14 protein-coding genes and 1 other RNA gene are annotated in these 13,954 nt (G+C 40.3%); 6 read left to right on the forward strand and 9 right to left on the reverse strand.

All coding sequences use genetic code 11. The features are described from left to right. Nucleotides 1–96 precede the first annotated feature (96 nt). Nucleotides 97–455, reverse strand: a transfer-messenger RNA (tmRNA) gene (ssrA, locus tag HRT96_RS19575). Between the two features lie 41 nt (nt 456–496). Continuing rightward, the gene (smpB, locus tag HRT96_RS19580; RefSeq protein WP_293131477.1) at nt 497–976 is read right to left on the reverse strand and encodes an SsrA-binding protein SmpB; all 480 of its coding nucleotides are present in this window, start codon (nt 974–976) and stop codon (nt 497–499) included. Between the two features lie 221 nt (nt 977–1,197). Here smpB and HRT96_RS19585 point away from each other — a divergent pair, with 221 nt between their 5' ends. Beyond that, nucleotides 1,198–1,641: an SRPBCC family protein gene (locus HRT96_RS19585; RefSeq protein ID WP_293159990.1), complete on the forward strand. Its 444-nt coding sequence runs from the start codon at nt 1,198–1,200 to the stop codon at nt 1,639–1,641. Continuing rightward, the gene (locus HRT96_RS19590) at nt 1,622–1,951 is read left to right on the forward strand and encodes an RnfH family protein (RefSeq protein ID WP_293159992.1); all 330 of its coding nucleotides are present in this window, start codon (nt 1,622–1,624) and stop codon (nt 1,949–1,951) included. The genes HRT96_RS19585 and HRT96_RS19590 overlap by 20 nt, the downstream gene beginning before the upstream one ends. Before the next feature lie 94 nt (nt 1,952–2,045). On the opposite strand, the gene HRT96_RS19595 is transcribed toward HRT96_RS19590, so the two are convergent. From HRT96_RS19595 to nadK, 3 genes are all read right to left on the reverse strand, one after another. After that, nucleotides 2,046–2,402 carry an outer membrane protein assembly factor BamE gene (locus HRT96_RS19595; RefSeq protein WP_293159994.1) on the reverse strand — a complete coding sequence of 119 codons (357 nt, stop codon included), beginning with the start codon at nt 2,400–2,402 and terminating at the stop codon, nt 2,046–2,048. 154 nt (nt 2,403–2,556) lie between these two features. Next, nucleotides 2,557–4,218 (reverse strand): DNA repair protein RecN, encoded by a 1,662-nt coding sequence (gene recN, locus HRT96_RS19600; protein WP_293159996.1) that lies wholly within the window; start codon nt 4,216–4,218, stop codon nt 2,557–2,559. A 184-nt stretch (nt 4,219–4,402) separates the two neighbouring features. Beyond that, nucleotides 4,403–5,284: an NAD(+) kinase gene (nadK, locus tag HRT96_RS19605; protein ID WP_293159998.1), complete on the reverse strand. Its 882-nt coding sequence runs from the start codon at nt 5,282–5,284 to the stop codon at nt 4,403–4,405. Nucleotides 5,285–5,541: 257 nt separating this feature from the next. Between nadK and grpE the strand changes: the two genes are divergently transcribed. Next, complete coding sequence (grpE, locus tag HRT96_RS19610) at nt 5,542–6,192, forward strand: nucleotide exchange factor GrpE (RefSeq protein ID WP_293160000.1); 651 nt, start codon at nt 5,542–5,544, stop codon at nt 6,190–6,192. 172 nt (nt 6,193–6,364) lie between these two features. On the opposite strand, the gene HRT96_RS19615 is transcribed toward grpE, so the two are convergent. Beyond that, entirely contained in the window at nt 6,365–7,525 is a 1,161-nt protein-coding gene (locus tag HRT96_RS19615) for an anhydro-N-acetylmuramic acid kinase (RefSeq protein WP_293160002.1), read from the reverse strand. Between the two features lie 29 nt (nt 7,526–7,554). Then, nucleotides 7,555–8,853 (reverse strand): peptidoglycan DD-metalloendopeptidase family protein, encoded by a 1,299-nt coding sequence (locus HRT96_RS19620; protein WP_293160004.1) that lies wholly within the window; start codon nt 8,851–8,853, stop codon nt 7,555–7,557. A 241-nt stretch (nt 8,854–9,094) separates the two neighbouring features. Between HRT96_RS19620 and tyrS the strand changes: the two genes are divergently transcribed. Then, the gene (gene tyrS, locus HRT96_RS19625; protein WP_293160006.1) at nt 9,095–10,291 is read left to right on the forward strand and encodes a tyrosine--tRNA ligase; all 1,197 of its coding nucleotides are present in this window, start codon (nt 9,095–9,097) and stop codon (nt 10,289–10,291) included. A gap of 88 nt (nt 10,292–10,379) precedes the next feature. On the opposite strand, the gene HRT96_RS19630 is transcribed toward tyrS, so the two are convergent. After that, nucleotides 10,380–11,003 (reverse strand): trimeric intracellular cation channel family protein, encoded by a 624-nt coding sequence (locus HRT96_RS19630; protein WP_293160064.1) that lies wholly within the window; start codon nt 11,001–11,003, stop codon nt 10,380–10,382. A gap of 1,076 nt (nt 11,004–12,079) precedes the next feature. On the opposite strand from HRT96_RS19630, the gene greA reads away from it, so the two are divergent. After that, nucleotides 12,080–12,559 carry a transcription elongation factor GreA gene (gene greA, locus HRT96_RS19635; protein ID WP_293160008.1) on the forward strand — a complete coding sequence of 160 codons (480 nt, stop codon included), beginning with the start codon at nt 12,080–12,082 and terminating at the stop codon, nt 12,557–12,559. Between the two features lie 122 nt (nt 12,560–12,681). Here greA and yhbY read toward each other — a convergent pair whose 3' ends face one another. Further along, nucleotides 12,682–12,978, reverse strand: a complete 297-nt coding sequence (gene yhbY, locus HRT96_RS19640; RefSeq protein ID WP_211674116.1) for a ribosome assembly RNA-binding protein YhbY — start codon at nt 12,976–12,978, stop codon at nt 12,682–12,684. Nucleotides 12,979–13,092: 114 nt separating this feature from the next. On the opposite strand from yhbY, the gene rlmE reads away from it, so the two are divergent. Next, on the forward strand, nt 13,093–13,737 hold the full coding sequence (gene rlmE / locus HRT96_RS19645; protein ID WP_006031635.1) for a 23S rRNA (uridine(2552)-2'-O)-methyltransferase RlmE: 645 nt from the start codon (nt 13,093–13,095) through the stop codon (nt 13,735–13,737). Nucleotides 13,738–13,954: the final 217 nt, after the last annotated feature.

The raw sequence follows: 13,954 nt of genomic DNA on the forward strand, positions 1-13,954 counted from the left end.
TACCTGTTTTTGTTGAATTTTGGATAAAGAAAAGCCCATTGAATCAAACCATTCAATGGGCTGCGACACTTAGGAGGTGCCGTTCTAAGTACAGATTGGTGGAGTCGGGGGGAGTCGAACCCCCGTCCGAAAAACCTACATCCGCGGTACTACATGTTTAGTCATCTCTATTAATTTAACTTTTTATTAAGCCGAGTGACAGGCCGAACAAAAGCGTGCTCGATTGAGTTTAGCACTTTCTCTACGAGCGAAGAGTCCATGCGATCCTGATATTTAATGACCATACAATATTAGAGACCCTCAGGCAGGGTTCTAAATGATGGCTAGCAAGCCTAAGCTGCTAGAGAGTAGTTAGAGTCGTTTGCAACTATAACAGTGCGGCTTTTTACGAGGCCAACCGCCCCTCGACATGCACCTAGGGTTTCGTGAATCTCGTCGAATCCTAAATCGACCCCAGAACTAAAATTCTACGCCATTAGTGTAGAATTGCAACATATTAACGAACTTTGTGCTTCATCATACGTTCTTTGTCTATTTTCCATTCACGATCTTTCACATCTGAGCGTTTATCGTGCTCTTTTTTACCTTTGGCCAGACCAATGTTGACTTTAACCCACGCCTGTTTCCAGTACATAGATGTTGCCACAATAGTATAACCTTGGCGTTCAACTTTACTTGCAAGTACTTCTAATTCACGCTTGTTTAATAACAGCTTACGAATTCGAGTCGGATTACAAACAACATGGGTTGACGCAGCTTCAAGTGGCATGATCTGCGCACCAGACATAAATGCTTCACCGTTCTTAATAAACACATAACTCTCGGTAATGTTTACTTTACCGGCGCGTAATGATTTAACTTCCCAACCTTGGAGTTCTAATCCTGCTTCCAAGCGATCTTCGATTTTATATTCGAAACTCGCCGTTTTATTTCTCGCGATGGTGTTTTCGCTTTTTTTTGGTTTTTTCTTAGCCATAATTTATCTTTATGCACCCATCATTGACGGAATTTAATGTTATAAATCTTATAACAAAATCGAATTTTATCCTAGTACTAGTCTTACTTTGCGCGGAATAACAAATGAATTTTATGCAGATAAATGCTAAAATCGCCTACTTATTACTACTGGCGGAAAGATATTGAGCTATTAGTAAGCGATTTAATTTTTTGATTGTTGTTTTCAATATAGGGACTCGTATGCCACGGATAACGCGCAGCGCACTGTTAATGTATAGCGCTGACCAAATGTTTAATTTAGTTAACGATGTTAATGCATACCCAGATTTTTTACCCGGTTGTACTGGTACACGCATTTTAGATGAACATGATAATCAAATGACAGCGGCTGTTGTTGTCGCTAAAGCCGGTATCAGCAAAACATTCACCACTAAGAATACCTTGATACCTGGGCAAGAAGTCAAAATGGACCTGGTTGATGGGCCATTTAAAAAATTGACTGGCGGTTGGACGTTTAAAGCGTTAGATGAAACCGCATGTAAAGTAACCTTGGATTTAGAGTTTGTATTTAGCAGTAAATTAGTGGAAGTTGCGTTTGGACGTATTTTCACTGACTTAGTGAATAACATGGTGCAATCTTTTACCGAGCGTGCAAAAGAGGTTTATGGTGTCGACCAAAATTAATGTTGAAGTGATTTATGCCTTACCGAAAGAACAAATTACCTTCACGGTAAGTGTAGAACAAGGTGCAACTGCGCAGCAAGCGATTGAAGCATCAGGGATATTAGCTAAATACCCAGAAATAGAACTGAATAAGAACAAATTAGGCATTTACAGCCGTTTAATCAAACTTGATACTGTGCTGCAAGCCGGTGAACGGGTTGAAATATACCGACCGTTAATTGCCGATCCAAAAGAGATGCGTAAACGCCGAGCGGTGAAAGCTAAAGAAGAAGGGCGACTGCATGAAAAGACTGGTCAAAAAATAAAATAATGCCATAGGCATAATAAAAATCACAATCTAGCGCAGGTTGTGATTTTTATCATCTAACATTGTCGATTAGCTTGATCTCTCGCTCTCGCTCGCTTTATCTATCTAGCGGTGTGGCAAAGTTCGGGTTTAGTGGGTAATCACCAACCACAGTTTTCAAGTTATCACCTGCAAACGTTAATACCAGCTGTTTAGTTGTTACTTCGCCTCGGCCTGACGTGAAATGATACAAATAATTCCACACATCATGGTCGAACGAATCAACTAACATTGGGCTACCAAGTACAAACGTTACTTGTTCTTTAGTCATATCCACACGTAATTTGTCTACTTGGCGATCTTCAACATAGTTACCTTGTGGGATATCTATTTTATAAACCATTTTTTCTAGAATTGAGCAGCCCGATAAACTAAAGATAGCTAAGCCTGCAATAAGTAAGTGTTTTAAGCGCATAAGTATTTTGCTAATTAAGTCCATATAGAAAGGTAAATAATAACTCGGCTGGCGAGTGAAGTAAATCGGTGTATTTAGCCGACTTACTTAACGATACGCTGATTAGAAGGTAAAAGCAGGCTTTAGTTCCCTGCGTTATGGCTATTGTGAGAGGTTACACTAACATTTCGGCTGCGTTATTGAGGGTTGATGCTGTGATCTTATCGCCGCCGAGTAACCGTGCTAACTCTTCAATACGCATTTCCTTCGTTAAGGCTTTCATACTGGTTTCGGTGGTTTTACCGTCGGTGGTTTTACTCACAAACATTTGCTGATGCCCTTTTGATGCTACTTGCGGTAAATGGGTGACACACATGACTTGGGTTTTATCGCCTAATTGGCGCAATAGCTTGCCGACAATGGATGCTGTTTTTCCAGAGATACCCACATCTACTTCATCAAAAATTAATGTTGGGGTTGAGATCTTTTGTGCGGTGATTACTTGGATGGCTAAGCTGATACGTGATAGTTCACCACCCGATGCTACTTTACCAAGTGCTTGTAAGGGTTGTCCTGGGTTGGTTGATACCAAGAAATTAATGTTGTCTAAACCTTGTGGGTTAGGGGTTTTATGTTCACTGCTTTCAAGGGTCATCTCAAAACAACCGTTCTCCATGCTCAGTTCATGCATACTGGCGGTGATCAGCTTGTTTAACTGTTTGGCGTATTTTTGGCGGCTAAGCGATAGCTTTTCTGCTTGTTGATGATACTTGGCTTGTGATGCTTGTAATTCAATTTTAATGCTGTCGATACGTTCATCATCACCGGCGATATTGTCGAGCTCTGCTTTTAACATGTGATGGTGTGTGGCTAAATGGTCTGCTGGTACTTGATGTTTACGGGCGAGTTCGAGGGCTTTACCTAAACGTTCATCTAAGTATTCAAATTGTTGCGGATCACGGTCAAGGTTATCGGTATAGCTGCGTAACTCGTTACCGGCTTCTTCAACCAGTACCACAGCATCTTGTAAAGTATCTATGATCGATTTTAATTTCGGGTCCATGTCGAGCAAGTTTTCTAAACGATGTGTAACGACTTGCAACATGTTGCAGATCGCATTGTCTTCATTTTCATACAGAGTATCGACACAGCTCATACACTCTTGTACTAACTCAGTGCTGTTTGCTAACAGCTTGTGTTCTGCTTCTATTTGACTGTACTCACCCTCAGCAAGGGCAAATTCGTCAAGTTCTGATACTTGATATTGTAATAGTTGCTGTCTCGCCGCACGCTGTTGTTGATTTTGTAGTAGTTTTTTTTCTTCATTAGATAAATTGTGCCAAGTGCGGTAACTATCACGTACGTTGGTTTGTAATTTTTGATGACTGGCATAGCCATCCAGGATCGCTAATTGAATTTCAGGCTTTAGCAAGGCTTGGTGTGCGTGCTGGCCGTGTACTTGCACCAAAAATTGCGACAGGGATTTAAGCTGCTGTAAGGGCACAGGTATACCATTGATATAACCCTTAGAGCGACCTTCTGCGGTGATAACACGGCGCAGGATACATTCATCTTCATTATTTAATTCGTGCTCGACCAACCATTTATAAGCGAGAGAATTTGCTTCAACGGTAAAGATCGCGCTTATTTCCGCTTTCTTTTCACCGGGACGAACGGTACTGGCGTCAGCTCGAGAGCCTAAAGCAAGACCCAATGCATCGATAGCAATGGATTTACCGGCACCGGTTTCACCCGTTACTGTGGTCATTCCCGATTTCAGTTCAAGTTCTAAAAATTTAACGATAGCAAAATTATGAATAGTGAGTTGCGTTAGCATACGTATCCTGTTTATTTTATCAGGCTGGTTTTATATACAGTATATATGTGCAAGCTGGTAAGTGTAAATACTTTGCGTTTAGTTGCGTGGTTTATTTTTAATTTGTGATCTAGATTGGGACGATATTGTGGTGAGAGAGGATAAGGCTTAACGGCGAGTTAAGCCTTATCCTGCTGCGTTCAGGTTAGAATAATTTACTGCCCCAACCTAATTTTTCACGTAAAACGTTAAAGTAATCATAGTTTTTTGGATGGATCAAATGCAGGTGGTTTTTATCACGTTTGATGATTATTTCATCTCCTGGCAGTACACCAATGTGGACATGACCATCACAACTGACCATCATATTTTCTTCATTGTTGAGCGACACAACCAATCTCACTGTGCTATTTGCACTTATTACGATAGGGCGACTAGATAGCGTATGTGGGAACATCGCCATTAAGGTAATCGCTTCTAAATTTGGCGATACAATGGGGCCACCTGCGGACAATGAGTAAGCCGTTGAACCTGTTGGCGTTGATACGAGTAAGCCATCGGCACGTTGACTGAGCATAAAGCTATCATCGATATACACTTCAAACTCAATCATTGCTGGGATCTTACCCGGATGTAAGATTGTTTCATTAAATGCCAAGTTGGTGGCTTTTAACATGCCATAACGGTAAATCGAGGTATTTAATAAAATACGTTTTTCCGAAATGTATTCGCCTTTTAGGACGCCTAATAAGTGTTCATCAAAAGCTTCGGGGTCGAGATCGGTTAAAAAGCCTAAATTACCACGGTTAACACCAATTACGGCGATATCAAAGCGTGATAATACGCGGCCAGCACCCAGCATATTACCGTCGCCCCCGACAACCACGGCTAGATCAGCTTCTTCACCTAAGTTCATCAGTGGACGAGATATGACATCTTTCATGCCAAGATCTTGAGATACGCGACTATCAACAATCACGTTATATTGATGTTTGGTCAAAAAATTGTGTAGGGCAATAAGGGTTTTGGTTGTTTCTGGATGCTTGGGTTTTCCGATTAACCCGATAGTTTTGAATTCTCTCTTCATTGCCATGATTCCACTAAGTAAGTATAAAGCCAGTATATACTTAAGCGAGTTCAAGATTCAAAGTATAAACGCGATATATATGGTGCTTAGTAAGTCATTTAACTTCTATTTTTGGCACTATTTTACGTTAGAGATTAACAAGAGATGAATTTGACTTGAATCTCGTGTTAGGATCCCCATTATATTTCGGTATAACCCATTAATTGTAATATAGTGTACTTATATAAAGTATGCTGAATTGAATGTCGGAGAAAGTAATGAGCAGCGAAGAGCAAAAAGTACAGGCTGAAAAGCAAGTTGAAGAGCAGTCAGTAACAGAAGCTGAAGTACAGCCTGTCGTTGAAGGTGTTACAGCTGAAGAAGTGACAGTTGAAGAAGCGACTGTGGAAATTGATGAGTCTGTTGCACGCATCGCTGCATTAGAAGCTGAACTTGAAAAAGCAACAGCATCAGCAGCGGAATTTAAAGATGTTGCATTACGTGCTAAAGCTGACGCTGATAATATACGTCGCCGTGCTGCGATTGATGTTGATAAGGCAAAAAAATTCGCGTTAGAAAAATTTGCCAATGAACTGCTGCCTGTTATTGATAACATGGAGCGTGGTCTACTACATGTTGATAAATCAAATGAAACATTACTACCGCTGATTGAAGGTATTGAGCTAACCGCTAAATCACTGGAAGCTGCATTAGAAAAATTTGGGGTTAAATCTGTTAATCCTGAAGGTGAAAAATTCAACCCAGAGTTACATCAGGCAATGAGCATGATTGAAAGTACTGACGTTGAACCAAATACAGTGATTTCTGTGATGCAAAAAGGTTATGAACTCAATGGTCGTCTAATTCGACCTGCCATGGTTATGATCTCAAAAGCGGCTGCAACACCAACAATTGATACGCAAGCTTAATTGCTAATGTCGTACCAATCACAATAAATAGATGATCAAATATTTAATGCCATTGGTATAAGCAACATCTGCATATGAAAATAGAGCCATCTGGCTCTATTTTTTTATCTTTTTTTTGTATTGAATAGTCGTCAGGCTATTTACATTAATACCAATGGCATTAAATATAATATTAACCTGCCGGATAGAAGGCACCTAAAATGGCTAAGCGACTTGCGCCTGTCACCGCAGGTAAGTTACCAGGCTGCTTATGCATATGCTGTTTTGCTAACCAAGCAAACGCAATTGCTTCAACCCAATCAGGCGCAATGCCAATCTCGGCAGTTGTCATTACCGGGCTGTTGGGTAACAGCTGGGCTAAATCCGCCATTAATAATGGATTAGCAGCGCCGCCACCACAAATATACACTTCAGTGCTTATACTAACCTCGCCACTGCTATTAACGCGACCACTTTGGAGCAATTTAGTGACTTCATTGGTTATTGATACGGCGGTAAAACGGGTCAAGGTGCGTTGTATGTCCGCATCTGTATATTCTCGCGCACCGATTGTCAGATATTTGCCGAGCCAAGCTAAGTTAAACAATTCTCGACCTGTGCTCTTCGGCGGATTCAACGTAAAGTATTCATGCTGTAATAGTGAGGTTAATAAAGGTTCTATAATAACCCCTGAACTCGCCCATTGACCATCGATATCATAGTGACGGTCACTGTCACTGTTAGCGCTAAACCAAGCATCTAATAAGGTATTACCTGGGCCGGTATCATAACCAATACTGGGCTTAGCCTGTTGCCGACTCGGTAAGTAAGTAATGTTAGCCAAGCCGCCAATGTTAACAATAGCGCGGTTGATGGTCTGATGCTGAAATACCGCTTGATGAAACGCGGGGACCAAAGGTGCACCCTGACCGCCAAGTGCCATGTCTTTGCGTCTAAAATCAGCCACAGTATCAATATTGGTTAAGGTGGCGAGGATATTGGCATCACCGATTTGCAAGGTAAAGCCATGTTCTGGGTGATGGCGTATGGTTTGGCCGTGTGAACCAATGGCGGTAACATCACTGGCAGTATAAGACGTTTTGGCCAGTAACTGCTGACAGGCGAGTGCGAAGGCTTGAGCAAGTGGTTGTTCTATGATCGCGAGCGCCGATATCTCATTATTGTTAGGACGACATAATTGATGTAGCTGTGCAGTCAGTGTCGCAGGCATAGGCTGTAAATGCTGGGCGATCAGTTGGCACTTACCGTCTTCAAACTCAACTAACGCCGCATCAATACCGTCAATGCTGGTGCCTGACATCAGGCCGATATATAACTCACGTTTGTTGCGCATTGTTGATCCCTAAGTTCAGTGATATATCGTTATAGTGCGATTGAACTGTATAATTTCGCATTATTTTCCAATTGCTCTATGATGTCTTTTGCTTCGGAAACAAACTTGGTCTTTTCACTACCGCGTAATGACTCTGCTTTTGGTAGCGACACTGTTTTTGGATTTTTGTGCTTACCGTTCACTAAGAATTCATAATGTAAATGGGGGCCAGTTACGCGCCCCGTCGCCCCTACCGTACCAATTTTTTGATTCTGTTTAACCCGCTGGCCTTGTCTAACACTGCGCTTATTCATGTGCAGGTATTTAGTGACAATATTAGCGTTATGTTTAATAAATACATAGTTACCATTAAAGCGATTATAAGCCGATGCGATAACTTTACCGTCACCCGCAGATACAATCGGAGTACCTGTTCTTGCTGCGTAATCAATACCATTATGCGCACGTATTCGACCTGTTACGGGATGACGACGATTACGGTTAAAACTAGAGCTGATATATTTAAAGTTGACTGGCGCCCGTAAGAAGGCTTTACGCATAGAGCGTCCAGACGGGGTATAGTAGCTGCCATCTTTATGGCGTATCGCTTGAAATTTATCACCTTGGTTGATGAACTCTGCTGCAAGGATGTTACCTGTCGAAACAAAGTATCCATCAATATATTGTTCTTCATAAATAACCGCAAAACTGTCGCCTGCACGAATATCGAGGGCGAAATCGATATCCCAACCAAATATTGTGGCTAAGTTCATGATTTGTTTTGCAGGCATCTTGCCTTTAACTCCTGCATTCCAGAAGTTACTGGTGATCTCTGCGCGCGTGAATGTTTCTCTGATGTCTATTTTATTTTTAACGGTGTTGGTCGTGTAACCATCAGCTGTTTTATTGATGTATAACGATTCCGTGGGGCTATAAGGGTAAATAAGCTCAACAAATTGGCCATCATTATTCGTTGTGATGGTTAGTTTTTGCCCAGGGTAGATACTACGCAAGCGTTTTGCCGATGACAATTTGTCTATTTCATAGATGGTTTTTGTCGATAAATGGCTACGTTGACCAATTAACGATAGATTATCACCTGCGCGAACGATAATTTCCTCACTGGTTAATCGTGATTTAATCGGCTGATTTTCTGCCGAGGTAATGCGAGGTAATTTTAAACTGTAACGATCACCCACTTGGTAGATATAAAAAGAGTCTGCATCTGATGATAGTGGTGGGCTGGTAGATACAGGCAGGAGCAGCAGTGTAATGATCAAACCCAAAATAACGACAATGAAGGTTCGGTGTTGCTTTGGTAATTGCTTAAAACGGTTACCGAATGACATAAGAAAGCACTGCCTTGTGGGAATTTAAAATAAGTCACATATTCTAACAAATACTAAGGACTGTGCAAAAAATAATTTATAACGCTGTGCTTCTGGTTTTAAATGCATCAACAAAAGTAGCCGGGAAACAGTATTTGTAATTAAATTAACGGTATTGCCAGTGGGCAACGGTTTTCAATTGTTACGCTATCCAGTAGTATAGAGTGATTATATTTAGGTAATAAGTGTGGAGCTTGAAATTATGACGCAAATCAATGATGCGTTACGCGAAATTAAACGTGGTACAGAAGAAATCCTAGTTGAAGAAGAGCTAGTAGCAAAACTTAAAGAAGGTCGTCCGCTAAGAATTAAATTAGGTGCTGATCCAACTGGTGCTGACCTGCATTTGGGCCATACTGTTATCTTAAACAAGTTACGTCAATTCCAAGACCTTGGTCATGAAGTTATCTTCTTGATTGGTGATTTCACTGCAACTGTCGGTGATCCGTCAGGCAAAAACTCAACACGTCCACCATTAACACGTGAAGATGTACTGGTTAATGCGAAAACATATACCGACCAAGTATTCAAAATTTTAGATGAATCAAAAACCCGCATTGAGTTTAACTCAACGTGGTTAAATGAATTAGGTGCTGCGGGCATGATCCGTTTAGCGTCGCAGCAAACTGTTGCGCGTATGCTAGAGCGTGATGACTTCAAAAAACGCTATGCGTCTGGTCAAGGTATCGCGATCCACGAATTTATGTACCCATTATTACAAGGTTATGATTCAGTTGCACTGAAAGCTGATGTTGAACTTGGCGGTACAGATCAAAAATTCAACCTATTAATGGGTCGTGAATTACAAAAAGCGGAAGGTCAAAAACCACAGACTGTGATTATGATGCCACTGCTTGTTGGTCTAGACGGCGTGAAGAAAATGTCTAAATCATCGAACAACTATATTGGTGTAACAGATACGCCAAATGACATGTTCGGTAAGATCATGTCGATCACGGATGAATTGATGTGGAACTACTTCGAATTATTATCATTCCGTCCATTAGCTGAAATTGAAAAATTCAAAGCTGATATCGCGGCTGACGCTGTTAATCCACGTGATGTGAAAATTTCATTAGCCAAAGAAATCATTGCCCGTTTTCATGATGAAGCGGCTGCAGAAAGCGCGCATAATGATTTCACTCAGCGTTTTTCTAAAAATGCGATCCCAGATGAAATGCCAGAATTTGAATTTGCAGAGAGTGATGCAATGGCTATCGCGAATTTATTAAAAGAAGCGGGTCTGGTATCGGGTACATCAGAAGCGATGCGCATGATCAAGCAAGGTGCGGTTAAAATTGATAGCGTAAAAATAGATGATACTCGACTTGTTCCTACTGCGGGTACCGCGGTATACCAAGTTGGTAAACGCAAGTTTGCTCGTATTACATTAGCTTAATATTGACTCGCTAGTCGTTATAAGCAAATGCTTAAAAAGCCCGTTATGATTGTGGTCATAACGGGCTTTTTAACGATTAACTTACGTACTACTCACGGTGATGTTTTAAAACAAACATAGGTAAGCGTAAATGCCAATGCACTGCGGCCATTCGGAGTGTAAATACCCCCGTCATGGCGAGTAACATCGCTAAACCTTCAGTGATGCCAATGAGTAATGCGCCAGTATAAACCACGCCACCAAGCACAGACGCAGTCGCATAGATATCTTTCTGTAATACCATAGGCACGCGACTGGCTAACAGATCTCGAATAATACCACCTGCAACACCGGTGATCACACCCATCACTACCGCTGTCATCCCCGGCGCGCCATAAGCTAAGGCTTTCTGTGTACCCAGTACGGTGAATAAGGCTAAGCCTGCTGCATCGGCAAGAGGTAATAATATTGGTGGCATGCGATGATTACGGTTAGCAAACAAAATGGTTAACATAGACGTCAGAATAATAACGGTGAGGTAAACGGGGTCGTGTACCCAAAATGCAGGGCCGACATCTAAGATTGTATCACGTATTGTGCCACCGCCAATTGCGGTTACCGCAGCCAATACAGTTGCGCCAAATGGATCCATACGCATCTGTCCAGCGACTTGCACGCCTGATATTGCAAACACGGCGGTGCCCGCTAGATCGAGTAAATAAATAATATCCATGTTCATCATCAGAAAACTTATTGATCCTTGCTCTATACCCGAACTAATTCAAGATGCTATCAGAGACTAGCAGGGATATCAGAACAAGGCGCAATATGTAGATAATGGTTATTCCATTTTTAAATATTGCAACGCTGAGCTGTCATTCCTGCTTGCTGATTATGCATCTTGAAGCAGCTTGGGTATATCTGTCCATAATTAAGAAGTGCAGAGTATACGGATAGAGAAAATTATTTCTTGTAGCTATATCGAAATTCTAACAAATAAAGTTGCAGAATATAAATAAAATTTGAACTATTGATGAGATAAAGTTCAAGGATATATCCCTGTTCGTTGCTGAGATAGCATCTTGAAGTAGCTTGGATATAAATATTATATTTCAGATGAAATAAAGCGGGAAGTGATAGAAATGGGGTTATCTACAGGCATAAAAAAACAGCATAGAGAAGTTTTCGACTATTTATAATATATCATTATAAAACAAGAAACTTTTCCATGCTGTTTTTGGAACTTTAAAACTATAGGCTAGCGATTGATGGTAGAACACCACTTGTGATAGCTAAAGTAGTTAAAACAGTAAAAACTGCTACAAATTCTTTCATGATAATGTCCTTGGGGTTACTGTATTGACTACATTATGCACACATTTTATTCACTTGGCTAGCTTTTTATAAGAAAACTGTAACTTTTAGTGCTTTGGGCTCGCTTGGAGACTGAAGTGCTGATTAGTGTGATTATTTCTATTGTTGTTGGTCGATTACCTAGAAGTACGTCCTATTGTTGTTTTTGAAGGGTATAAATCACATGTAAAAGTGTTGTTTTAGTTGTCACGATCGTAACTTTGCTCGGGTTGGGTGAAATGAGGTGTAGTTTGCGTGTTAAGTTGAATTTTAAGGCGAATGGACAATGCTCAAATATAGATCTCATTAATAAGATTAAATGTGTTTAATGGTTTGAATAGGGTGAAGTGTCGTCATATTCGTATTACAATAGTGGCATTATGATTGTAAACATTGTCGGCGCTGTAAAATGCAGTAATGTCATGATAATGAATTGATTGAAAGGCTATAAGCATTATGAGTAATATGATCCCAATGACTGCACGTGGTGCAGAAAATTTACGTATCGAATTAGAACATTTAAAAACGGTTCGTCGACCTGAAATTGTAAGTTCGATTGCGGTAGCGCGTGAGCACGGCGATTTGAAAGAAAACGCGGAATACCATGCTGCACGTGAAGAGCAAGGTTTCTGTGAAGGCCGTGTTCAAGATATCGAATGGAAACTGTCTAACTGTCAGATTATTGATGTGACAAAAATAGCAAATAATGGTCGTGTTATTTTTGGTTGTACAGTTAAGATTTACAATACTGAAACAGAAGAAGAGATTACTTACAATCTAGTGGGTGACGATGAAGCGAATATTAAAGAAAATCGTATTTCAATTAACTCACCAATTGCACGTGGTTTAGTGGGTAAAAGTGTCGATGATGTGACGATGGTGAAGACACCTGGCGGTGCGATTGAATTTGAAATTGTATCGGTAGAATATATCTAACTATCGACACACTGCATAAAGATACACATACGCATTACAGTGTACTATGACCCATGACCCAGTTTAAATGCTGGGTATAGTCGAGCTGGGATTCCTTGCCCAGCTGGATACTCACAAAGCTATTATTTCTTTGGCAGTATGATTTTCTTTTCATCACTTGTACGATAAATGACCAAGGTGTGGCCAATACTCTGTACTTTTTCTGCGTTAGCTTCTTTAACAATAGTATCCATTACTAATGCTTTTTGGTCACGGTCTTCAGACGCAACTTTAATTTTGATTAGTTCATGATGTGCTAGTGCTACTTCAATTTCAGCCATGACACCTTCAGTTAAGCCGTGTTGGCCTAGTAAGATGACAGGTTTTAATGAATGTGCTAAACCTTTTAGGTGTTGCTTTTGTTTGTTGCTTAATGCCATATTTTAAATTTCTTATTACTTAGGGTTGAAAAAGAGTAATTTTAGCTTCATCTTCATCTTAATACCATGCCATTATGGTAATGGTTTAAAAAAATATTATAAACAGGCTTTCAGATGACCCCGACACCGAAGAAAAAAAGTACCCAAAAGGGCAGTTCTAAAAATTGGCTGCTAGAGCATCACAACGATAAATATGTTAAAGATGCTAAAAAACAAGGGTTGCGTTCACGTGCGACTTTTAAGCTTGAAGAAATCCAAGCTAAAGATAAATTATTACAACCGGGTATGAATATTGTTGACCTTGGTGCTGCTCCTGGTGGCTGGTCACAATTTGCTGTTAAGCACTTAGGTGACAAAGGTCGTGTTATTGCTTGTGATATTTTACCTATGGATCCCATTGCAGGGGTTGATTTCTTGCAAGGTGATTTTCGAGATGAAAAAGTATTATCAGCATTACTGGCGAAAGTCGGTGATGGTAAGATTGATGTGGTTGTTTCTGATATGGCCCCCAATATGAGTGGTAATATCGGTGTTGACCAGCCTGCTTCAATGTACTTGGTCGAACTTGCATTGGAAATGTGTCGTGAAGTACTTAAACCAAATGGCAGTTTTGTGGTCAAAGTATTTCAAGGTGAAGGTTTTGAGCAATACATGAAAGATGTACGTAGTATGTTTAATGTCGTTAAAACTAGAAAACCGGATTCATCACGTGCTCGTTCACGCGAAGTTTTCATCGTTGCGAAAGGTTATAAAGGCTAAATTATTGTAACCTATTACAAATGATAATATCACTGCTGTTATTGAAGAATAAAATCTAGATTTGGTCTCAATAAACATTTAATTATGTTAATAAATAGTCAAGTCTTGATATATTTAAGCAGACAGTAGAGAATATCTAAAGGGTTCTGCAAGCTTGCATTTTAATTGTAAGGCTCACAGGATGAAAATTTAAAATGTAAGTTGTTGTTAAACTGTC

Origin of the sequence: Moritella sp. (assembly GCF_013215705.1) — a bacterium.
Lineage (GTDB): Bacteria > Pseudomonadota > Gammaproteobacteria > Enterobacterales > Moritellaceae > Moritella.